The 21,917-nt window shown below is 71.3% G+C and carries 16 protein-coding genes; 9 read left to right on the plus strand and 7 right to left on the minus strand.

Features of this window, described 5'->3' with window-relative positions; all coding sequences use genetic code 11:
- Nucleotides 1–21: 21 nt before the first annotated feature.
- Genes DEJ31_RS13565 through ileS form a run of 3 tightly spaced genes read right to left on the minus strand, consistent with a single transcriptional unit; the run spans nucleotide 22 to nucleotide 5,173 of the window.
- On the minus strand, nucleotides 22–438 hold the full coding sequence (locus DEJ31_RS13565) for a DUF4233 domain-containing protein (protein WP_146240699.1): 417 nt from the start codon (nucleotides 436–438) through the stop codon (nucleotides 22–24).
- Nucleotides 435–1,892: a folylpolyglutamate synthase/dihydrofolate synthase family protein gene (locus tag DEJ31_RS13570; RefSeq protein WP_111045164.1), complete on the minus strand. Its 1,458-nt coding sequence runs from the start codon at nucleotides 1,890–1,892 to the stop codon at nucleotides 435–437. Before DEJ31_RS13570 ends, DEJ31_RS13565 begins: the two co-directional genes overlap by 4 nt.
- Nucleotides 1,889–5,173, minus strand: a complete 3,285-nt coding sequence (gene ileS / locus DEJ31_RS13575; protein ID WP_181433532.1) for an isoleucine--tRNA ligase — start codon at nucleotides 5,171–5,173, stop codon at nucleotides 1,889–1,891. Before ileS ends, DEJ31_RS13570 begins: the two co-directional genes overlap by 4 nt.
- 254 nt (nucleotides 5,174–5,427) lie before the next feature.
- On the opposite strand from ileS, the gene DEJ31_RS13580 reads away from it, so the two are divergent.
- Nucleotides 5,428–6,501, plus strand: coding sequence for a cation diffusion facilitator family transporter (locus tag DEJ31_RS13580; protein WP_110903986.1), 1,074 nt, complete (start codon nucleotides 5,428–5,430; stop codon nucleotides 6,499–6,501).
- 57 nt (nucleotides 6,502–6,558) lie between these two features.
- Here DEJ31_RS13580 and DEJ31_RS13585 read toward each other — a convergent pair whose 3' ends face one another.
- Together DEJ31_RS13585 and DEJ31_RS17285 are read right to left on the minus strand one after the other, a co-directional pair.
- A complete protein-coding gene (locus DEJ31_RS13585; RefSeq protein ID WP_111122119.1) occupies nucleotides 6,559–7,317 on the minus strand; it encodes a hypothetical protein in 759 nt (252 codons plus the stop codon).
- A 72-nt stretch (nucleotides 7,318–7,389) separates the two neighbouring features.
- Entirely contained in the window at nucleotides 7,390–7,989 is a 600-nt protein-coding gene (locus DEJ31_RS17285; RefSeq protein ID WP_111045161.1) for a TetR/AcrR family transcriptional regulator, read from the minus strand.
- Between the two features lie 32 nt (nucleotides 7,990–8,021).
- Between DEJ31_RS17285 and DEJ31_RS13595 the strand changes: the two genes are divergently transcribed.
- From DEJ31_RS13595 to DEJ31_RS13610, 4 genes are all read left to right on the plus strand, one after another.
- Complete coding sequence (locus DEJ31_RS13595) at nucleotides 8,022–9,671, plus strand: ABC transporter substrate-binding protein (protein ID WP_111122120.1); 1,650 nt, start codon at nucleotides 8,022–8,024, stop codon at nucleotides 9,669–9,671.
- A gap of 79 nt (nucleotides 9,672–9,750) precedes the next feature.
- A complete protein-coding gene (locus DEJ31_RS13600; RefSeq protein WP_258366308.1) occupies nucleotides 9,751–10,680 on the plus strand; it encodes an ABC transporter permease in 930 nt (309 codons plus the stop codon).
- On the plus strand, nucleotides 10,677–11,603 hold the full coding sequence (locus DEJ31_RS13605; RefSeq protein WP_110903990.1) for an ABC transporter permease: 927 nt from the start codon (nucleotides 10,677–10,679) through the stop codon (nucleotides 11,601–11,603). The genes DEJ31_RS13600 and DEJ31_RS13605 overlap by 4 nt, the downstream gene beginning before the upstream one ends.
- The gene (locus DEJ31_RS13610; protein WP_111122121.1) at nucleotides 11,600–13,216 is read left to right on the plus strand and encodes an ABC transporter ATP-binding protein; all 1,617 of its coding nucleotides are present in this window, start codon (nucleotides 11,600–11,602) and stop codon (nucleotides 13,214–13,216) included. Before DEJ31_RS13605 ends, DEJ31_RS13610 begins: the two co-directional genes overlap by 4 nt.
- 98 nt (nucleotides 13,217–13,314) lie before the next feature.
- Here DEJ31_RS13610 and proP read toward each other — a convergent pair whose 3' ends face one another.
- Nucleotides 13,315–14,919 (minus strand): glycine betaine/L-proline transporter ProP, encoded by a 1,605-nt coding sequence (gene proP, locus DEJ31_RS13615; RefSeq protein WP_258366309.1) that lies wholly within the window; start codon nucleotides 14,917–14,919, stop codon nucleotides 13,315–13,317.
- 240 nt (nucleotides 14,920–15,159) lie between these two features.
- Here proP and valS point away from each other — a divergent pair, with 240 nt between their 5' ends.
- Both valS and DEJ31_RS13625 read left to right on the plus strand, forming a co-directional pair.
- The gene (gene valS, locus DEJ31_RS13620; RefSeq protein WP_258366310.1) at nucleotides 15,160–17,757 is read left to right on the plus strand and encodes a valine--tRNA ligase; all 2,598 of its coding nucleotides are present in this window, start codon (nucleotides 15,160–15,162) and stop codon (nucleotides 17,755–17,757) included.
- A 98-nt stretch (nucleotides 17,758–17,855) separates the two neighbouring features.
- A complete protein-coding gene (locus DEJ31_RS13625) occupies nucleotides 17,856–18,107 on the plus strand; it encodes a hypothetical protein (RefSeq protein WP_111122122.1) in 252 nt (83 codons plus the stop codon).
- Nucleotides 18,108–18,213: 106 nt separating this feature from the next.
- Here the strand turns inward: DEJ31_RS13625 and DEJ31_RS13630 are convergent, their stop codons facing one another.
- Nucleotides 18,214–19,053, minus strand: a complete 840-nt coding sequence (locus DEJ31_RS13630; RefSeq protein ID WP_110903993.1) for an alpha/beta fold hydrolase — start codon at nucleotides 19,051–19,053, stop codon at nucleotides 18,214–18,216.
- A 133-nt stretch (nucleotides 19,054–19,186) separates the two neighbouring features.
- On the opposite strand from DEJ31_RS13630, the gene DEJ31_RS13635 reads away from it, so the two are divergent.
- Together DEJ31_RS13635 and DEJ31_RS13640 are read left to right on the plus strand one after the other, a co-directional pair.
- Nucleotides 19,187–19,768: a TetR/AcrR family transcriptional regulator gene (locus tag DEJ31_RS13635; protein WP_111122123.1), complete on the plus strand. Its 582-nt coding sequence runs from the start codon at nucleotides 19,187–19,189 to the stop codon at nucleotides 19,766–19,768.
- 52 nt (nucleotides 19,769–19,820) lie between these two features.
- Nucleotides 19,821–21,848 (plus strand): M3 family metallopeptidase, encoded by a 2,028-nt coding sequence (locus DEJ31_RS13640; RefSeq protein ID WP_111122124.1) that lies wholly within the window; start codon nucleotides 19,821–19,823, stop codon nucleotides 21,846–21,848.
- Nucleotides 21,849–21,917 lie beyond the last annotated feature (69 nt).

A 21,917-nucleotide genomic window follows, 5' to 3' on the forward strand; every position in this document is an offset into this window, starting at 1 on the left:
GCGGTTCGAGGTGGTGGTGGGTCAGTCCTCGCCGAGTGCGGCTCGGCGGGCGGCGTTCTGACGGTCGAGCTGACCGCCCTTGACGAAGCAGAAGACCCACAGCGCCAGGAACACCACGCCCACCACGACCATGAAGGGCTCGATGAACCCGGTGGCGAGGATGGCCGCCTGCAGCAGCCACCCGAACCATACACCGGCACGGGAGCCGGTCAGTCGGGACGCCAGGGCCAGGATGACGATCGCAGCGATGCCACCGCCGAACGCCAGTCCGGCCGGCAGGGTGTGCTTGCCGTAGACGACGAGCATCGGGAAGAAGAACATGATCGCCTCGAGCACGAGGGTGATCGACAGCAGGCTCTCGCGGGCCCCGCGGTCCCGACGCGGACGTCGCATCCGGGGCGTGCGGGGCGGACGGGAGGCCCGTGGTGCGTCCGTCACTTCGTTCCGCCTTCGCGGTGGACCATCTCCATGACGGCACCCACCATCACGATCGAGCCGGCGACCAAGACCATCGCGTCCTCGGCGTCGGCGTCGTCGGCCAGGTCACGGGCTTCCTGCAGGGCGCCGGCGAGCGACGGCTCGACGACGACCCGGTCGTTGCCGACCTCGTCGACGACGAGCCGGGCGAACTCGTCGGCGTCGAGCGCCCGCTCCCCCGGCGGCTGTGTCACGACGAAGGTCGCGACGGTGTCCTTGAGGGCACGGACGAACCCGCGCGCGTCCTTGTCGCGGAGGATCCCGACGACGCCGACGACGTGTCCGGACGGGAACGCCACGGGCAGCGCGTCGGCGAGTGCCTTCGCGCCGTGCGGGTTGTGCGCTGCGTCGACGACGACGGTCGGACCGGTCGCGATCGGCTGGAGCCGCCCAGGGCTCGTCGCGTTGGCCAACCCCTCGCTGAGGACGTCCTCGTCGAGTGCCTGGCTGCCCCGGCCGAGGAACGACTCGACCGCGGCGATCGCGACCGCCGCGTTGCGGGCCTGGTGGGCGCCGAACAGCGGTACGAACAGGTCGTCATAGGTCCCGGCGATGCCCTGCACGCTGATCAGCTGCCCCCCGACCGCCGGGGTGTCGCTGGTCACCCGGAAGCGGGTTCCCTCGACCGCCAGCGTCGACTCGGTGAGCTCGGCGGCCCGCTCGAGTTCGGCGAGCGCCTCGGGCACCTGGGCCGACGTGACCACGGACGAGGACGGCTTGATGATCCCGGACTTCGTGCGCGCGATCTCGGCGACCGTGTTGCCGAGCTGCTTCGCGTGGTCGATGGCGATCGGGGTGAAGACCTGCACCTGGCTCTGCACCACGTTGGTGGAGTCCCACTCGCCGCCCATGCCGACCTCGATCACGGCGACGTCGACGGGTGCCTCGGCGAAGCACGCCAGCGCCAGGACGGTCAGCGCCTCGAAGAACGTCAGCGGCAGTTCGCCCTTCGCGGTGAGTTCGGCATCGGTCATCTCGAGGATCGGGGTGATGTCGTCCCAGTTCTCGACGAACCGGCTCGGCTCGATCGGCTCGCCGTCGATGACGATGCGTTCCCGGATCGACACCAGGTGCGGGCTGGTCATGAGCCCGGTGCGCAGACCGTGGGCACGGACGATGCTCTCGGTCATCCGGGCGGTCGACGTCTTGCCGTTCGTCCCCGTGATGTGGATGACCGGGTACGCCAGGTGCGGGTCGCCGAGGAGCTCGACGGCACGTCGGGTCGCGGTCAGGCGGTGCTCGGGCGACTGTTCACCGATCCGGGCCATGAGCGCCGCCTCGACACGGCGGACCTCGTCGTCGTCCCCGCCGTACGGCAGCTCCTCGCCGGGAGCGGTGTCACCGGTCGGGCCGACGGGGATCTCGATCCCGTCCGCGTCGTCCGCCGGGGCGTCGTACTCGTTGCTGTCGCTCATGCGCGCTGGACCTCCACGGTCACCTTCGCTCCGTCGCCGACCGCGACGGTGTCCTCGTCCTGACCGAACGCCGTCGGCACGACCTGTACTCCGCTGGCGAGGGTCTCGTTCGCGATGAGCGTCTCGTGCACGACGATCGCGGCAGCGGCCGTCTCGTCCGCTCGGAGCGTCAGGTCGATGCGGTCGCCGACGTCGAGACCGGCATCGCGACGGGCCTGCTGCACGGCACGGACGACGTCGCGGGCGATGCCCTCGGCCTCGAGCTCCGGCGTGGTGACGGTGTCGAGGACGACGAACCCGCCGCCGTCCAGGAACGCCACGGCCTTCGACGTGTCGGCCACGGTGAGGTCGAGCGTGAACTCGCCCTCGACCAGGTCGACGCCACCGACGGTGACGCCGGTCTCGGTCGCGGCCCAGTCGCCCTTCTTCGCGGCCGGGATGACCTGCTGCACGGCCTTGCCGATGCGGGGGCCGGCAGCGCGGGCGTTCACGGTGAGCTTCCGCTCGATGCCGTACTGCGCCAGGGACTCCTCGGCCTGCGCCTCCAGCACGACCCGCTTGACGTTGAGCTCGTCGCGGAGGATGTCCGCGAACGGCTCGACCGCTGCGGGGTCCGGCACGACGAGCGTCAGCGTCGCGAGCGGCAGCCGGACGCGCTTGCCGGTCGACTTGCGGAGCGCGAGCCCCTTCGAGGCGACGTCCCGCACGCGGTCCATTGCGTCGACGAGGGCGTCGTCCGCGGGGAACTCGGACGCGTCCGGCCAGTCGGTCAGGTGGACGCTGCGGTCACCGGTCAGGCCCTTCCAGACCTCCTCGGTCACGAGCGGTGCCAGCGGCGCCGCCACCCGGGCGAGGGTCTCGAGGACCGTGAACAGCGTGTCGAACGCGGCACGGGCCTCCGCGGAGGTCTCCGCACCGGCCCAGAACTTGTCCCGCGACCGGCGGACGTACCAGTTGGTGAGCAAGTCGGCGAAGTCACGGATCGCCTGCGCGGCGAGCGGGGTGTCGAGCGCGTCGAGGTGCGTCGTCACGTCGGCGACGAGCACGCGCGTCTTCGCGAGGAGGTACCGGTCGAGCACGTCGGTGCTCGCGGTGCTGCGGGCGGCCTGGTAGCCCGACTCCCCCGACGCGTTCGCGTAGAGGGTGAAGAAGTAGTACGTCGACCACAGCGGCAGCAGGAACTCGCGGACACCCTGGCGGATGCCCTCTTCGGTGACCACGAGGTTGCCGCCGCGGATCACCGACGACGACATCAGGAACCAGCGCATCGCGTCGGCGCCGTCGCGGTCGAAGACCTCGGACACGTCCGGGTAGTTCCGCAGGCTCTTCGACATCTTCTGGCCGTCGGAGCCCAGGACGATGCCGTGGCTGATGACGTTCGTGTACGCCGGCCGGTCGAACAGCGCGGTGGAGAGCACGTGCATGACGTAGAACCAGCCGCGGGTCTGCCCGATGTACTCGACGATGAAGTCCGCCGGGTTGTGTGCGTCGAACCACTCGGCGTTCTCGAACGGGTAGTGCACCTGCGCGTAGGGCATCGACCCGGAGTCGAACCAGACGTCGAACACGTCGGTGATCCGCCGCATGGTGGACGCACCCGTCGGGTCGTCCGGGTTCGGACGGGTCAGGTCGTCGATGAAGGGACGGTGCAGGTCCACCTGCCCATCGGCGTTCAGCGGCAGTCGGCCGAAGTCGCGCTCGATGTCCGCGAGCGAGCCGTACACGTCGGTGCGCGGGTACTCAAGGTCGTCGGACTGCCACACCGGGATCGGCGTGCCGAAGTACCGGTTGCGGGACACCGACCAGTCGATGGCGTTGCCGACCCACTTGCCGAACTGCCCGTCCTTGACGTTGTCCGGCACCCAGTTGATGTCCTGGTTGAGCTCGCCCATGCGGTCGCGGAGGTCGGTCACCCGGACGAACCACGACGAGACGGCCTTGTAGATCAGGGGCTTGCGGCAGCGCCAGCAGTGCGGGTAGCTGTGCTCGTAGGACGCCTGGCGGAGCAGTCGGCCGGCGTCGCGGACGGCCTTCGTCAGCGGCTTGTTGGCGTCCATCCAGAGCTGTCCGGCGACGAGCGGGAACTGCGACGTGAAGACACCGCCCTCGTCGAGCGAGAGCACCACGGGGATGCCGGCGGCCGCACAGACCTCCTGGTCGTCGGCACCGTAGGCCGGGGCCTGGTGCACGATGCCGGTGCCTTCACCGGTCTCGACGTACTCGGCGACCAGGACCTTCCAGGCGTTCTCCATGCCCTCGGTCTCCGCGAGGAAGTCGAACAGGCGCTCGTAGGTGACGCCGTCGAGCTCCCGGCCCTCGATCGTCCGCGTGACGGCGCCCACGGCGTCCTCCGCCGAGGCGTACCCGAGGTCCTTGGCGTGCGCGGCGACCGTGTCCGCCGCGAGCAGGTAGGAGGCCGAACCGGCGTCGGACCCGTCAGCCGCGCCTCCCGGCCCGGCCGGCAGGACCGCGTACGCGATCGCCGGACCGACCGCGAGCGCGGCGTTCGTCGGCAGCGTCCACGGGGTCGTGGTCCAGGCGAGGGCACGGACGCCGTCGAGTCCGAGCTCCTGTGCACGTGCACCGGTGAGCGGGAACGAGACCGTCACCGACTGGTCCTGGCGCATCTTGTAGACGTCGTCGTCCATGCGCAGCTCGTGGTTCGACAGCGGCGTCTGGTCGTTCCAGCAGTACGGCAGGACCCGGAAGCCCTCGTACGCCAGGCCCTTGTCCCACAGGGTCTTCCACGCCCACAGGACGCTCTCCATGTAGGTGACGTCGAGGGTCTTGTAGTCGTCCTCGAAGTCGACCCAGCGCGCCTGCCGGGTGACGTACTGCTGCCACTCGTCGGTGTACTGCAGCACCGACTTGCGCGCGGCCGCGTTGAAGACGTCGATGCCCATGGCGTCGATCTCGTGCTTCTCGGTGATCCCGAGCTGGCGCATCGCCTCGAGCTCGGCGGGCAGCCCGTGGGTGTCCCAGCCGAAGCGACGGTGCACCTGCTTGCCACGCATGGTCTGGTAGCGCGGGAAGACGTCCTTGGCGTAGCCGGTCAGCAGGTGCCCGTAGTGCGGCAGGCCGTTCGCGAACGGCGGGCCGTCGTAGAAGGTCCACTCGTCACAGCCCTCGCGCTCGGCGATGGACGCGCGGAACGTGTCGTCGCCCTTCCAGAAGGCGAGGATCCCCCGCTCGACCGCGGGGAAGGACGGGGACGGGTTCACGCCCGCACCGCTCGCGGACACGTCGCCGTTCGGGGACTTGCGGTTCAGGGGGTAACGCACCGGATGGCTCCTGGAGGTCGGTGGAACTGGACCACGAGGACGGAGCCTGCGCTCCGCGGTACCACCTCGCTTGCCTCGGACCGGCGCGACCGCCTGTTCGTGACCACTCTGCGTCGGGGATGATGACGGTCCCGAACCCGTCCGGTTCTACTGACGACCCCCGACGGGTGCCGCGTTCTTCCGGATGACTCCCCGGTGATGGCCGGATCGATGCCTGTGCGCCCGAGTCTACCGGACGGGAGCATGCTGGAGCGATGCCCTCGTCGTCGTCATCCCAGACCCCCGAGACCGTTCCGGACGCCTTGGCCGGCAGCGCGAAAGCGAAGCCGGAGTCCCTGCTCACCGTCCTCATCGCGTTCGGCGCGAACCTGCTCGTCGCGGTGGCCAAGTCCGTCGCCGCGATGCTGACGGGCTCCGCGTCGATGGTCGCCGAGGCCGCGCACTCGTGGGCGGACACCGGGAACGAGATCTTCCTGCTCATCGCCGAACGACGCGGTGCCCGGAAGCGCGATGCACGCCACCCGCTCGGCTACGGCCGCGAGACGTACATCTGGTCGATGTTCGCCGCGTTCGGGCTGTTCACCGCGGGCGCGATCGTCTCGATCTACCACGGCATCACCGAGCTCGGGGACACCGGGCCGGCGGAGGACGTCGTCCTCAACTACATCGTGCTGGGGGTGTCGTTCCTCCTCGAGGGGACGAGCTTCCTGCAGGCGTTCCGCCAGGCCCACGGTGCCGCGACGAAGCGCCGCGTCCCGGTCCTCCGGCACGTGCTGCAGTCGTCGAACCCGACGCTTCGAGCCGTCTTCGCCGAGGACGCCGCCGCGCTCGTCGGCCTGGTCATCGCGTTCCTCGGTGTCTTCCTGCACCAGGTCACCGGGCTCGCCGTGTTCGACGCCATCGGGTCGATCGCCGTCGGCCTGCTGCTCGGGGTCGTCGCCGTCGTCCTCATCGACCGCAACCGCCGGTTCCTGCTCGGGGAGAGCACCTCCCCCGAGCTCGAGAACGCCGTGCTCGTCGAACTGCTCGCCCGCGAGCAGGTCGAGAGCGTCAGCTACCTGCACCTGGAGTTCGTCGGCCCGTCGCGCGTGTACATGGTCGCCGCGGTCGACCTGGTCGGGAACGACACCGAGGAGCACGTCGCCGGCCGGCTCCGGAAGATCGAGCAGTCGCTCGAGGACAGCCAGTACGTCGAGGAGGCCGTGCTCACGCTGTCCGTGCCCGGTGCCGCGGTCCTGAAGCCGACGGGCAACGAGATCCCCGAGGTCGTCAAGGACGGGACGGTCGAGGACGTCGCCGCCGGAGGCGCCGGGACGCTTCGCGCCTGAGCGCCCTGAGCGCCCTGCGAGACCTGGGCGACCCGGGCGACCCTGACGGCCGAGGCGTCAGCAGTCGGCGTCGGTGAACTCGAGGTCGACGGTCTTGGTCGAGCCCGGGAAGACGTACGAGTACCGCATCGCGATGTCCTCCTCGAGGATGTCACGCGTCGCCGTCGTCGAGCAGAGGTTCGACAGCACGGAGCTGCGGATCGCCCGCTCGGAGATCGCGGTCGGGTCGGCGGTGACGCTGTAGCGGTAGTGGATCGCCTCGTCCTCGGCATCCACCCCGGTCCAGGTCGTGATCTCGTCGACCTGCTTCGGGAAGCTTGTCTGCTCGGTGATCTTCTCGACCCCCTGGTCGACGAGCTCCTGCTTCGACGGGCCGCCGATCGAGGACAGGCCCCAACGGACCAGGGCACCGGCGACGAGGAACGCCACGATGCCGACCACGGCCACCAGGACCCGACGGCCCCGGGGCTGCTGCGGGCGGCCGCCGTACGCTGCGGCTCCCCCGGGCTGGACCATCGGGGCGCCGGCACCCTGCCAGGGCTGCTGGCCCTGCGAGGCGCCGGGGTACTGCGGCGGCTGACCGCCGAACTGCGGCGGCTGCTGCTGGCCCGCCGGGTACTGAGGAGCCTGCGCGGGGTACTGCGGCGTCTGCTGACCGCCGTCCTGCGGCGCCTCCGCCGGGTACTGCGGCTGACCGCCGTCCTGCGGCGCCTGCGCCGGGTACTGCGGGGCCTGCGCGGCGTCCGGCTCGTGGCGCTCCGGGTCCGGACCACCCGTTCCGGACGAGGACGGCTGCTGTTCGGGTGTCTCGGACACGGATCCCCCTGGAGTCATCGGCCGTCCCCCTCGGACGGCGCACGCAGAACCTACCAGCGGAGCGACACCGGGTCAGCGCGAGTCGAGCCCCGCCACCACCGGCGTCAGCGCGGCGGCGACGTACTCCACGAGTGGACGTCGCGCGACCCCGTCGGTCACCCAGACCCCGAAGGCAGCGGCAGCCGCCCCGAGCATCGACCCCGCCACGGTCTGCGGCCAGAGCGACGCCGGGTGCTCTCCGGTCCGCCCGGCGACGAACGACGCGATCGCCTGGTGCTGCCCCGTGACCCGGGTGGCACCGCTCGCGACGAGTTCGGCACCGACGTCCATCACCTCGGCCTGGCTGATGGCCCAGGGCACGCGGTCCGGATCGTGGGCGCGGGCGGTGGCGAGCAGGGCGTCCTCCACGGCGCGGACGGCGCTCGTCTCGGCGGAGGACGCCAGGTGCTGCGGGAACTCGGCCACCGCGGCGTCGAGGTCGAGCCACATCACGTCGGACTTCGCGGCGAAGTAGTTGAAGAAGGTCGCGCGGCTGACACCGGCGCGGGCGGCGATGTGGTCCACGGTGGTCTTCGCGTACCCCTGCTCGAGGAAGAGCTCGGCAGCGGCGTCGGCGAGCACCTCGGCGCTCGATCGTCGCGGTCGACCGCCTCGGCGGGTTGGCTGGTCCATGCCCTCCAGTAAACCGCTAGACTCGTCGAGCCATGATCTTGGACCCAGTACAGAAAAGCCCGGCGCTGCGGCGCATCGTGACCGGCGTCGCCAGCGCGGCCACGGTCCTCCTGGCCGTCGCCGCCTGCTCCGGCGGCGGCAGCCCCAGCGACAGCAGCACCCCGGTCCGTGGGGGCACGCTGACGTACGCCTCGGGCGACGCGGAACCGACCTGCCTCGACCCGCACGTCGGCGGCAACTACCCGCAGGCGCTCCTGGCGACGCAGTACATCGAGGAACTCGTCGGTCTCGACGACGGTGAGCCCACACCCGAACTGGCCACGAAGTGGTCGACGAGCGATGACGGCAAGACCCTCACCTTCACCCTGCGGGACGACGTGACGTTCACCGACGGCACCCCGTTCGACGCCGCGGCCGTCGTCGCGAACATCGAGCACGTGCAGGACCCCGCCACGGCCTCCAGCACCGGGTACCTCGCCCTGCAGTCGATCGAGGAGGCCACGGCCACCGACGACCGGACGGTCACCCTGTCGCTCAGCCGGCCGGACGCCGCGCTCCTCGAGTCGTTCTCGCAGCCCTGGGTCGGCATGGAGTCGCCGAAGGCCCTGCAGCGGAAGCAGGCCACGAACTGCGAGTCCCCCGTCGGCACCGGCCCGTTCGAGGTCACCGACTGGAAGCACGGCGACCGCGTCACCCTGACGGAGAACGCCGACTACACGCCGCTCGGCGACTCGACCACGAAGCCCCGGCTCAACGGTCTGACCTGGCGGTTCCTGCCGGACTCGACCTCCCGCTACGCGGCACTGCAGTCCGGGCAGGTCGACGTCATCGACAACGCCCAGCCGGACCAGCTGCGGGCCGCGTCGTCGAAGGCCGCGATCCGCGACCTCGATGCCCCGCGTCCCGGCGCGTCGAACCGGCTCGAGCTGAACTCCGGCCACGGGGTCTTCCAGGACGAGTCCGTCCGCAAGGCGTTCATCGCAGCTGCCGAGATCGACCCGGGCCTGAAGTCCCTGTTCCTCGGCACCGCGAAGCGCTCGTACTCGGTGCTGTCCAGTGTGGAGCCGACCTCGTACTCCGACGAGTCGCTCTTCGCGTACGACCCGTCCGAGGCGAAGCGGCTGCTCGACGCCGCCGGCTGGAAGACGAACAGCGATGGCGCCCGCGAGAAGGACGGCGAGCCCCTCACCGTCACGTTCCCGGTCTCCACGAACCAGTCGGTGCCGGCTGAGCGCAGCCTCTTCCAGCAGATCCAGGCCTCCGAAGCGAAGGTCGGCATCACCGTCGAGCTCGAGGAACTCGACCTGTCCAGCTGGTACGCCGCCCTGGCGGAGAACCAGTACGACGTCGTGAGCGCGCCGTACACGAAGGTCGGCCCGGACGTCCTCCGTGTCCTCTACGACTCCGCGTCGATCACACCGGCGCCGTCCGGGTACTTCGCGAACCTCGCGCAGCTCGACGACCCGGCCCTCGACCGGCTGCTCGAGCAGGCGGCGCAGACCGCCGACTCGTCGGAGCGTGCCGACCTGGTCGAACAGGCGCAGAAGACGATCCTCGAGAGCCGGACCGTGCTGCCCCTCTACGACCAGCAGAACCACTTCCTGTACCGCTCGGCCGTGCACGGCATCTCGACCACGTCGGTCTCCACGCCGTGGTTCGGGACGGCGTGGCTCGCCCGCTGACGCACCGGTGGCGACGACCAGGAGGCCCGGCACCCGTCCGGCACGCCACTCGCCCGCCGTCCGGTGGGCGCGTTGGGCGGTGCGCCGGCTGCTCGGCGGGGTCGGCGTCCTGTGGGCGGTCGCGACGATCGTGTTCGTCGCGATCCGCCTGATCCCCGGTGACCCGGCACTCGCGATCCTCGGCGGACCGGGCTCGCAGGCCTCGGCCGAGGCGGTGGCGCAGGTCCGCTCCGAGTACGGCCTCGACCGCCCGGTGCTCGCGCAGTACGCGGTGTTCCTCGGACGCCTGGCGACCGGGCAGCTCGGCGACTCGTACGCGTTCCGCACGCCGGTGTCGACGCTGCTGACGCAGGAGCTCCCGGTGACGCTGACGCTCGCGGTGGCGGGGCTGGTCGTCGCTTGGGTGCTCGCGGTCGTCGCCGCGTGGTGGTCGACGCAGCGCGGGCGCGCGGCGGCGCTGCTGACCACCGGGCTGTCGGTGACCGCGAGCGTGATGCCGCACTTCTGGCTCGGCAGCGTGCTCATCGTCGTCTTCGCCGGCAGCCTGGGGTGGGTGCCCGCGGTGAGCGACGGGACCGTCCGCGGGTGGGTGCTGCCGGTGCTGGTCGTCGCGGTCCCGGTCGCGGGGTACCTGGCCGAGACGATCCGCGACGGCGTCGTGGACGCGCAGCGCTCGGCGTTCGCGCTCGCGGCCAGGGGTCGGGGCGAGTCCCGCGCGGGGCTGTTCGGGCGGCACCTGCTCCGGCACGCGGCCCTGCCCGGCATCGCCCTGTCCGCCTGGGCCTTCGGGTCGCTGGTGTCCGGGGCCGTGGTCGTCGAATCGGTGTTCGCGCTGCCCGGCATCGGGCGGGCGCTGGTGACCGCCGTGACGCAGCGGGATATGCCCCTCGTCGCCGGGATCGCCCTGGTCTCGGCGGCGGCGTACGTCGTGGTGCTCGCCGCGGCGGACCTCGTCGAGCGGGCGGTCGACCCGCGGGGCACGACGTCGGACGAGGCGGAGGCGCGGTGAGCGGCATCGTCGACCCGAGCCTTCCGTCCGGACGCAGCAGCATCGACGGCGTGCCCGGCAGCACGCCGTCCCAGGACCCCGGCGCCGCCCGCGCCGGACGCCGGTCCGAGCGATTCCGTGGGGGGACGCTCGGCCCGGCAGGCACCGTCGCCGCGGCGGTGGTGGCCGTCGCCGTCGTGGCGGCGCTGTGGCCGACGCTGCTCGGCGGGTCGCACCCGCTCGCGGTGCACCCGACCGAGGCGCTCCTGCCGCCCGGCGCCGACCACCCCTTCGGCACGGACGAGTCCGGACGTGACGTCCTGGCACGGGTGGTCGCGGGGACGCGCGCGTCACTGCTGGTCGGCGTGGTCGCCACGCTGGTCGGCGGTGGCACCGGCGTCGTCCTCGGCGTCCTCGCCGGGCTCGGCGGTCGGGTCGTCGACGCCGTCGTGGGGCGGGTCACCGAGGTCGCCTTCGCGCTGCCGCTGCTCCTCGTCGCACTCGTCGTCATCGCCGTCACCGGGCCCGGACCGGTGCCGGCGATGCTCGCGGTCGGGTTCGCGACCGCCCCCGGGTACGCCCGGATCGTCCGCGGCCTGGTCCGCACCGCGCGGTCGTCCCAGGTCGTCGAGACCGCAGTGCTGCTCGGCCGTTCCCCCGCCGCCATCGTGCTCCGCCACGTGTTGCCGGCGGCGCTCTGGCCGGTCGTCGCGGTCGGCACGCTCGGCATCGGCCAGGCCGTGGTGTGGGCGTCGGCGCTGAGCTACCTCGGCGTCGGGACACCGCCACCGGCACCCGAGTGGGGTGCGATGCTCGCCGACGGCCGCACCTACCTGCAGACCGCACCCTGGATGAGCACCTTCCCGGGGCTGGCGATCGTGGTGCTCGCGACCGCGGTGACGGTGCTCGGCCGGGCGCTCCGCCGCGCGGGAGCGGCGCGGTGAGCGGCGCGGGGAGCGGCGCGGGGAGCGGGCACGGCGACGACCTCGCCCTCGAGGTCGCCGGTCTCGCCGTCACGATCGACGGCCTCCCCCTCGTCTCCGACGTCACGCTCCGCGTCGCCCCGGGCGAGTGCGTCGCGCTCGTGGGCGCGTCCGGGTCCGGCAAGTCCGTCACGGTCCGGGCGGCACTCGGCCTCTCCGCCACCGGTGCGGTGGTGACGGCCGACCGGCTCGCCGTCGCCCACCACGACGTCCGTGGCCTGTCGGAACGCCGGTGGCGCGCGGTCCGCGGTCGTGACGTCGGCTACGTCGGCCAGGAGGCCCTGGGTGCGCTGGACCCGCTCCGTCCGGTCGGGCGCGAGGTCGCGGACGCCCTCCGCCTGCACACCGACCTGTCGGCTCGCGACCGCGTCGAGGCGGTCCGTGCCGAACTGGAGGCCGTCGGGCTCGACCCCGCGCTCGCCACCGACGGCCGGACCGCGGGCACGCTGTCCGGCGGCATGCGACAGCGTGCCCTCATCGCCGCCGCGACGATCGGCCGGCCCGGGCTCCTCGTCGCGGACGAACCGACCACGGCCCTCGACGCCGGGATCGCCCTCCGCGTGATGGAGCAGCTGCGGGCTGCGCAACAACGGGGCACCGGGCTGCTCGTCGTGACGCACGACCTCGGACTCGTCGCGGGCTGGGCGGACCGGGTCGCGGTGATGGACGCCGGCCGGATCGTCGAGGAGGGTCCGACCGCCACCGTCCTGGAGGCCCCGGTCCACCCCGCCACGCAGGCCCTGGTGCGCGCGACACGGTCGACGACGGCGGTCCGTGCCGTGGGCGTCCCGTCCGCATCGGAGCAGCCGGTGCTCGCCGCGGAGGGCCTCGTGCGCTCCTACCCGGGAGTGGCCGCCGTCACCGACGTCGCACTGCGGGTCGCGCCGGGCCGGGTGCTCGGCGTGGTCGGGGCGTCGGGCTCCGGCAAGACGACGGTGGCGCGGATGCTCCTCGGGCTCGAGACGCCGGACGCCGGGACGGTCACGCTCGACGGCGAGGCGTGGGCACCGCTCCCCGAGCGCGAGCGTCGTGCCCGGCGACACCGGATCGCCGCGGTCGTCCAGGACCCGGGCGCCACGTTCGACGAGCGGTGGAACGTCGACCGCGTGCTCGCCGACGCCCTGAGCGGGGGCCGTGCCCGGCGTGCGACCGGTGCCCTGGGTCACCGTGTCGAGGCCGCACTGCGACAGGTCGACCTGGACACGAGCCTCCGGACCCGGTCGCCCCGCACCCTGTCCGGCGGTCAGCGGCAGCGGCTCGCGATCGCCCGCGCGCTGGCCACCGAGCCGGAGGTCCTGGTGCTCGACGAGCCGGTGACCGCCCTCGACGCCACCGTGCAGGACGCCGTGCTGGGCCTGCTCGAACGGCTCCGCGACGACACCGGCGTCGCGATGGTCTTCGTGTCACACGACCTGCGAGCCGTCCGGCGGCTCGCGGACGAGGTGCTCGTCGTCCACGAGGGCACCGTCGTCGAGCGCGGCCCGGCCGAGGCCGTGTTCGGCCGTCCGGAGCACCCCGTCACGCAGCGGCTCGTCCGTGCCGCCGGACGGCTGGCAGCGGGCCCGTCCGCCTGACGGGCACGCCGTCGGCGCGGGTGCCGGACCCGACCACCCACGCGACGGAGGCTCGACCCACGTGACGCGGGTCGGGCCTCCAGGCCGGGTGGTGCGGGTCAGGATCCCGCGGGCGCCCTGTCCTGCGCGCCGTCGCCGACCGGACCGTCCGCGGTCACGACCGGGATCTGGCTCGTCGAGAACTCCTTCGCCCAGTCGGACCGTGCGAGTTCCGAGGTCGGGTCGTTGTAGTCGTCGATGACGCCGGCGACCTCGTCTTCAGACCCGACAGTGGGGCCGGAGCCCATGAGCGGCGTGGCGGCGGTCTCCTTGGTGAAGTACACCGCGACGAGCCCGATGACGGCCGCCAGCATGAGGTAGAAGGCGGGGATGTCCTCAGCCCAGCCGTAGCCGCCGTCCTTCGCCCAGTTGATGAGTGCGGCGGTGGCGAGCGGGGTGGTCCCGCCGAAGAGCGACACCGACACGTTGAACGCGATGGCCAGGGCGCCGTAGCGGATGATCGTCGGGAACAGCGCCGGCAGGGTGGACGGCATCGTCGACGTGAAGGTCACCAGGACCACGCCGAGGATGAGCAGGCCGGAGAAGACCCCGACGCCGGTGCCGGTCTGGACGAGTTCCAGCGCCGGCCAGGACAGGAGGAAGAAGCCGATGCAGCCGGCGGCGAGCACCGGACGACGACCGAAGCGGTCCGACAGCCGACCGCCGAACGTGATGACGACCATCATGAGCAGCATCACGACGACGATCAGGATGAGCCCGAACGTGGCGTTCTGGCCGAGGTTCTGCTCCAGGTAGGTCGGCATGTACGACAGCAGCATGTAGTCGGTCACGTTGAAGACCAGGACCAGCCCGATGCAGATGACGAGGGCACGCCAGTTCTCAGCGAAGAGCTTGAGGAACGGCGTCTTCTGCGACTCGCGCTCGGCGGCCTGCTCCTGCTGCTTCTGGAACGCCGGGGTCTCCTCGAGCTTCAGCCGCAGGTACAGGCCGATCAGGCCGAGCGGCCCGGCGATGATGAACGGGATGCGCCAACCCCAGCTGAGCAGGGCGTCCTCGGACAGGCCGAACTGCAGGCCGGTGACGATCGAGGCGCCCAGCACGTACCCGGCGAGCGTGCCGAACTCGAGCCACGAGCCCATGAACCCGCGCCGCTTGTCCGGCGAGTACTCGGCGATGAACGTCGCGGCGCCGCCGTACTCACCACCGGTCGAGAAGCCCTGCACGAAGCGGGCGACGAGCAGCAGGATCGGGGCCCAGACGCCGATCGTGTCGTACGACGGGATCAGGCCGATCATCAGCGTGCCGGCGGCCATCAGGATCATCGTCAGCGCGAGGACCTTCTGACGGCCGATCTTGTCGCCGATGGGACCGAAGACGGCGCCGCCGATCGGTCGGACGATGAACGCGGCCGCGAAGAAGCCGAAGGTCGCGACGACGTTCGACGCCGGGTCACCCTCCGGCAGGAAGACCTGCGAGATCGTGACCGTGAGGTAGGCGAAGATGCCGAAGTCGAACCACTCCATCGCGTTGCCGAGGGCCGCGGCGGCGACGGCACGCTTGAGCATCGACTCCTCGACGACGGTGACGTCGTCCTCGGTCAGCTTCCGTCGGGCACGCTTCACGGCCCCCTTCGTCCGCACGGCGCCCTTCGTCCGCAGCGGGCGGTCCGCCTGCTGCTGCTTCGGTGTGTCGTTGGCTGGCAAGGTGTTCCTCCGGTGTGCTGTGGCGTCCTTCGGGCTCCCGGCGGGACGGCCGGGCTTCCGGCGAGACAGCGACACTGGCGTCCTGCGAACCGCGCTCGCCGGACAAACCCCGGAAGCCTAGCAGGTGGGCTGTCCAGCGCGGGTCCACCGGTACGCTGAGGATCGCACCCGCACCACGCGGGGACACTCAGGCACCTCATCACGGACTCGGTGCCGCACATACGAACGGAAGGCGCAGCCATGACCAAGCCCATGCCCGACAAGCCATCGGTGGACGGACTCGAGCAGGTCTGGGGGCCGCAGTGGGAGCAGGACGGCACCTACCGGTTCGACCGCGACGCCGCGGGTGACCGGTCCGCCGTCTACTCGATCGACACCCCGCCGCCGACCGCCTCCGGCTCGCTGCACATCGGTCACGTGTTCTCGTACACGCACACCGACCTCAAGGCCCGGTTCGAACGGATGCGCGGCAAGCACGTCTTCTACCCGATGGGCTGGGACGACAACGGTCTCCCCACCGAGCGTCGCGTGCAGAACTACTACGGCGTCCGCTGCGACCCGTCGCTCCCCTACGACCCCGACTTCACCCCGCCGTTCGCCGGCGGTGACGGCAAGTCGAGCAAGGCCGCCGACCAGCTGCCGATCTCGCGCCGCAACTTCATCGAGCTGTGCGACGAGCTGACCGTGCAGGACGAACAGCAGTTCGAGGAGCTCTTCCGGACCCTCGGCCTCTCCGTCGACTGGACGCAGTCGTACCGCACGATCGACGCGACCTCCCGGGCCAGCGCGCAGCGTGCCTTCCTCCGCAACCTCGAGCGCGGCGAGGCCTACCAGGCCGACGCCCCGACGCTCTGGGACGTCACGTTCCGGACCGCGGTCGCGCAGGCCGAGCTCGAGGACAAGGAGATGCCCGGCGCGTACCACGGTCTGGCCTTCCACAAGAGCGACGGCAGCGGCGACGTCGTCATCCAGACCACCCGCCCCGAACTGCTGCCGGCGTGCGTCGCCCTCGTCGCGCACCCGGACGACGAGCGGTTCCAGGACCTCTTCGGCACGACGGTCCGCTCCCCGCTGTTCGACGTCGAGGTCCCGGTGCTCGCACACCACCTCGCGCAGAAGGACAAGGGCGCGGGCATCGCGATGATCTGCACGTTTGGTGACACCACCGACGTCGTCTGGTGGCGCGAACTGCAGCTGCCGAACCGCTCGGTCATCGGCTTCGACGGTCGCATCCGCTCCGACGAGCCGGACTGGATCGAGTCCGCGGAAGGCCGTGCGCTCTACGCCGAGATGGCCGGCAAGACGGTGTTCTCCGCCAAGAAGGTCGTCGTGGACGCCCTCACCGAGTCCGGCGAGCTGGTCGGCGACGTGAAGACGATCAACCACCCGGTGAAGTTCTTCGAGAAGGGCGACAAGCCGCTCGAGATCGTCTCCACCCGCCAGTGGTACATCGTGAACGGTGCCCGCGACGAGCAGCTCAAGAAGACGCTGCTCGAGCGCGGTGACCAGATCGCGTTCCACCCCGACTTCATGAAGGTCCGGTACGAGAACTGGGTCGGCGGCCTGTCCGGCGACTGGCTGATCTCCCGCCAGCGCTTCTTCGGCGTGCCGATCCCGGTCTGGTACCCGCTCGACGCCGACGGCAACCCGGTCTTCGACCAGCCGATCGTCCCGACCGAGGCGCAGCTGCCCGTCGACCCGTCGTCCGACCCGGCCCCCGGGTACGACGAGTCACAGCGCGGTGTCGCCGGTGGCTTCCAGGGTGAACTCGACGTGATGGACACCTGGGCGACCTCGTCCCTCACCCCGCAGCTCGCCGGCAAGTGGGAGACCGACCCGGCGCTCTACGACCTGGTGTACCCGTACGACGTCCGCCCGCAGGCGCAGGACATCATCCGGACCTGGCTGTTCACGACCGTCCTCCGCAGCCAGCTCGAGGCAGACGTGGTGCCGTGGAAGAACGCGTCGATCTCGGGCTTTATCGTGGACCCCGACCGCAAGAAGATGTCGAAGTCGAAGGGCAACGTCGTCACACCGCTGTCCGTCCTCGAGGCACACGGTGCCGACGCGGTCCGCTACTGGGCGGCCTCGTCGAAGCTCGGCACCGACGCGGCGTTCGACCCGCAGAACCCGAAGCAGATCAAGGTCGGTCGACGACTGGCGATCAAGGTCCTCAACGCGGCGAAGTTCGTCTACGGCTTCGAACTGCCCACCGGGGCCCACCGGGTCACCGAGGCGCTCGACGTCGACATGCTCGCCGCGCTCGGTACCGTCGTCGACCAGGCCACGGCCGCGTTCGACGCCTACGACCACGCCCGGGCGCTCGAGATCACCGAGCGGTTCTTCTGGACCTTCTGCGACGACTACCTCGAGCTCGTCAAGGAGCGTGCCTACGGCACCGCCCCCGACTCGGTCCACGAGACGCAGGCGAGCGCGGTCCTCGCGCTCCGCGGCGCGATCGACGTGCTGCTCCGCCTGCTGGCGCCGTTCCTGCCGTACGCGACGGAGGAAGTGTGGGCCTGGACCCACGACACCAGCGTGCACCGGGCCTCCTGGCCGGTCCGTGCCGACCTGCCGGTCGACCAGGCCGAGACCGGGCTGCTGGCCGCCGTCGGTCAGGCACTGATCGGCATCCGTGGTGCGAAGACCGCGGCGAAGGCGTCCCAGAAGACGCCGGTCACCCGGGCCGTCGTGCAGGCGCCCGCCGCCGTCCGTGAACTCGTCGAGCGGGCTGCCGTGGACCTGGCGGCCGTCGGCCGGATCCAGGACCTGTCGTTCGTCGATGGCGACGAGTTCGCCGTCGTCGAGATCGAGCTGGCGGAGCAGCCCTCGGCCTAGTCGACCCGGACCGGACACCGGACGCCCCGTTACCGTGGAGACACGGGCGGGGCGTCCGTCGTTGCGGTGCCCTCCCCCGACACGGACTGGAGGCTCGCATGCAGTTGGGTACGAGATGGAACGTCGGCGCGGAACCACCCGCGCGACTGCCCGAGACGATGGTCGTCGCCGTGCGCGGAGTCGAGGACGAACTGGCCGCCGGCTCGGTCGACGCCTCGACGTGGCGCTGGACGCTGACGTTCCTGGAGGGCAAGCCGATGGTCGAGCTGGACGACGGGACGTCGATCCACCTGGACCCGCTCGGGCACGCGCAGGTGGCCGACCCGGACGACGCGGGGTCCGAGGACTGAGCGCCTCACATGCTGACGAGAGCCGGCCTGCAGCACGGGACCACCGTGGTGCAGGCCGGCTCGGTCTCGGGTCAGGCGCCGACGCCCGTCCGGGATCGCCGAGGGATCAGGACTCGGCGAGCCAGGAGAGCAGCACCGCGTTGACCTCGGCGGTGTGCGTGGTGAGGAGGCCGTGGGGCGCGCCCTCGATCTCGACGTACTTCGCAGCCGGCAGGGCCTTGGTGAAGCGCCGGCCGGTGGCATCGATCGGCAGGATGTTGTCTGCCGTGCCGTGCACGATCAGCGCGGGAACGGTGACCTCCGGGATGTCCTTCCGGAAGTCCGTCGGCCAGGTCAGCGGTGCGGCCGCGGACGCGATCGAGCCGGAGCCGGCCGCGATGTTCCAGGCGTTGCGGACCTGCTCCTCGGAGATGCGGGTGCCGAGGTTCTCCGACAGGTTGAAGAAGTCCTGGTAGAAGTTCGTGAAGTACGCGTAGCGGTCCTGCTGCACGTCGGCGGCGACACCCTCGAAGAAGGACATCGGCGCGGCACCGTCGGGGTTGTCGTCGGTGATGGCGAGGAAGGGCTCGAGCGAGGCGAGGAACGCGACCCTGGCGATCCGGTCCTCACCGTGACGGGCGATGTAGCGGGCGATCTCGCCGGTGCCCATCGAGAAGCCGACGAGGATCACGTCCTGCAGGTCGAGGGTCTCGAGGACGGTGTGCAGGTCGTCGGCGAAAGTGTCGTAGTCGTAGCCGGTAGAGGGCTGCGAGGACTGCCCGAACCCGCGACGGTCGTACGTGATGACCCGGTAGCCGGCATCGAGCAGCGGTGGGACCTGGCCCTCCCACGAGTTGCCGTCCAGCGGGAACCCGTGGATCAGCACGATCGGCTGCCCCTCGCCCTTGTCCTCGTAGTGCAGTGCGATGTCGACGCTGTTCTCGGTACCGACGGTGATGGATCCCATGGTGTTCCTCCTGGTGAAGTGCACTGAGCCCCGTGGAGAACGGGCGTTCTCCGGTGGTTTCGCCTACACTAGAGAACGATCGTTCCCGGCGCAACTCCGATGCCGGTGGACACTGAGCGGACGGAGCACGCACATGGCGACGAGCACGGTCGAAGCCGAGACGGCAGCGCGGATCGTCGAGACGGCGGACGCGCTCTTCTACACGCGCGGGATCCAGGCGGTCGGCATGGACGAGATCCGCTCGACCGCCGGTGTCTCGCTGAAGAAGCTCTACGCCGCGTTCCCCGGCAAGGAGCAGCTCATCGCCGCCGTGCTCGCCGGCCGCCACGAGTTCTGGGAGCAGGGCATCCGGGCCGCGGTCGACGCCGCCGACGGTCCGCGCGCGCAGTTGCTGGCCGTGTACGACTTCCTCGAGTCCTGGTTCGGGGACGAGACGTTCCGCGGGTGCGGATTCATCAACGCCTTCGGGGAGCTCGGCGCGACCTCCCCCGCGATCGCCGAGATCGCCCGCGACCACAAGGACTCGTTCCAGCGGTTCGTGGCCAAGATCACCGCGCGGGCCGTCCCCGACGCCGACCGGGCGGAGGAACTCGCGTCGCAGCTGGCCCTGCTCGCCGAGGGAGCGCAGACCACCGCGGCGATCGCGGGGACGACCGAGGCGGCAGTGCACGCACGCCGAGCAGCCGCGGTGCTGATCGACGCAGCGGCGCACTAGGACCGAGGGGCTCGCGCGCCCGGCGCGGCCCTCACGTCGCTAGGTTGGGGCGATGGCCACTCCGTTCGATGGACCGAGCACCCTCCCCTACGCCCTCCCCCCGTTCGACGACGTCCGGACCGAGCACTACCGGCCGGCCTTCGACGCGGGCATGGCCGAACACCGCGCAGCGGTCGAGGCGATCGCCACCGACCCCGAACCGCCGACGTTCGAGAACACCCTCGTCGCGCTCGAGCGTGCCGGACAGCTGCTGCAGCGTGTCGAGATGGTCTTCTCCACCGTCACCTCGGCCGACTCCACCGACGAGCTCCGCGACCTCGAGGCCGAGCTCTCCCCGCTCCTCGCCGCTCACCGGGACGCGATCGTCCTGGACGGCCGCCTGTTCGCCCGGGTCCGCGCCGTGCACGACACGCTCGACGCCACCCCCGGTCGCTCCGACGAGGACCGCCGCCTGGCCGAACGCACGCTGACCGAGATGACCCTGGCCGGTGCAGGGCTCGACGACGCCGGCAAGGAGCGCCTGACCGCGATCAACCAGGAACTGTCGTCGCTGACGACGACGTTCGAACGCAACCTGCTCGAGGACACCAACGACGCCGCGGTGCACGTCACCGACGAAGCCGAACTCGCCGGCCTCGACCACGGTGCGAAGTCCGCCGCCGCGGCAGCCGCCGCCGACCGTGGTCTCGAGGGGTGGCTCGTCACCCTGCCGCTGTACACCGGGCACCCGTGGCTCGCGACCCTCACCGACCGCGGCCTCCGCCAGCGGATCATGGAGGCGTCGCTCTCTCGCGGCCGCCGCGGCAACGCGTTCGACAACCGGGCGGTCCTGCTCCGCATCGTCCGCCTCCGAGCCGAACGGGCCGAGCTGCTCGGCTTCCGCGACCACGCGTCGGTCGTCACCGCGGACGAGACGGCCCGTACCCCGGAAGCCGTGGCGGGCCTCCTGTCCTCGCTCGTCACCGCCGCCGTCGCGAACGCACGCGACGAGCGCGAGGCTCGCTCCCGCACCGTCGGCTTCGAGGTCGAGTCGTGGGACTGGGCCTACGCCACGGAGGTGCTGCGGGGCGCGCAGTTCGCCGCCGACAGCAGTGCTCTCCGTCCGTACCTGGAGGCCGACCGGGTCCTGGTCGACGGCGTCTTCCATGCCGCAGGAGCCCTGTACGGCCTGCGCTTCACCGAGCGTCCCGACCTGCACGGCTACAACGACGAGGTCCGCGTCTTCGAGGTGGTCGACGAGCAGGACGCCCCCGTCGGGCTGTACCTGCTCGACCTGTACACGCGCGACGGCAAGCGCGGTGGTGCGTGGATGAACCCCGTCGTGGAGCAGTCACACCTGCTCGGCACGCTGCCGGTCGTCGTGAACAACCTCAACGTGCCGAAGCCCGCGGTCGGCTCGCCGACGCTGCTGACGCAGGACGAGGTCGAGACCCTGTTCCACGAGTTCGGCCACGCCCTGCACGGGCTGATCGCCCGCACGACGTACCCCCGGTTCTCCGGCACGAACGTCGAGCGCGACTTCGTCGAGTTCCCGTCGCAGGTGAACGAGATGTGGGTCACGTGGCCGTCGGTCCTGGCGAACTACGCCAGGCACCACGAGACCGGCGCGCCGATGCCGCCAGAGCTCGTCCTGGGCCTCAGCAACTCGGAAGGGTTCAACGAGGGCTTCGGCACGACCGAGTACCTGGCCGCCGCGCTGCTCGACCAGGCGTGGCACCGGTTGAGCGCCGCGGACGCCGCTGCGGTCACGGACGTCGAGGCGTTCGAACGGGAGGCCCTGGTCGCCGCCGGCATCGACGCCCCGGCCGTCCCGCCCCGCTACTCGTCGACCTACTTCGCGCACACGTTCTCCGGCGGGTACGACGCCGGCTACTACGGGTACATCTGGAGCGAGGTGCTCGACGCCGACACCGTGGAGTGGTTCCGCGAGCACGGCGGGCTGTCCCGCCAGGCCGGCGAACGCTTCGCACGGCTGCTGCTCGGCGTCGGCGGCGCGAAGGACCCCCTCGAGGCCTACCGCGAGTTCCGCGGCCGCGACGCCGAGGTCGGCCCGCTGCTGCGTCGCCGCGGGCTGGAGTAGCGCGGGCGGTCGCCACGCGACACAGGAGCGCGCCCCGTCGAGGACGGGGCGCGCTCCTGTGTTCGGGGT

Origin of the sequence: Curtobacterium sp. MCPF17_031 (assembly GCF_003234035.1) — a bacterium.
Classification (GTDB): Bacteria; Actinomycetota; Actinomycetes; order Actinomycetales; family Microbacteriaceae; genus Curtobacterium.

Coding starts and splice junctions, on each gene's coding strand:
- DEJ31_RS13570 (WP_111045164.1), bottom strand. CDS start 1,892: ATGAGCGACAGCAACGAGTACGACGCCCCGGCGGACGACGCGGACGGG.
- DEJ31_RS13580 (WP_110903986.1), top strand. CDS start 5,428: ATGCCCTCGTCGTCGTCATCCCAGACCCCCGAGACCGTTCCGGACGCC.
- DEJ31_RS17285 (WP_111045161.1), bottom strand. CDS start 7,989: ATGGACCAGCCAACCCGCCGAGGCGGTCGACCGCGACGATCGAGCGCC.
- DEJ31_RS13595 (WP_111122120.1), top strand. CDS start 8,022: ATGATCTTGGACCCAGTACAGAAAAGCCCGGCGCTGCGGCGCATCGTG.
- valS (WP_258366310.1), top strand. CDS start 15,160: ATGACCAAGCCCATGCCCGACAAGCCATCGGTGGACGGACTCGAGCAG.
- DEJ31_RS13625 (WP_111122122.1), top strand. CDS start 17,856: ATGCAGTTGGGTACGAGATGGAACGTCGGCGCGGAACCACCCGCGCGA.
- DEJ31_RS13630 (WP_110903993.1), bottom strand. CDS start 19,053: ATGGGATCCATCACCGTCGGTACCGAGAACAGCGTCGACATCGCACTG.
- DEJ31_RS13635 (WP_111122123.1), top strand. CDS start 19,187: ATGGCGACGAGCACGGTCGAAGCCGAGACGGCAGCGCGGATCGTCGAG.
- DEJ31_RS13640 (WP_111122124.1), top strand. CDS start 19,821: ATGGCCACTCCGTTCGATGGACCGAGCACCCTCCCCTACGCCCTCCCC.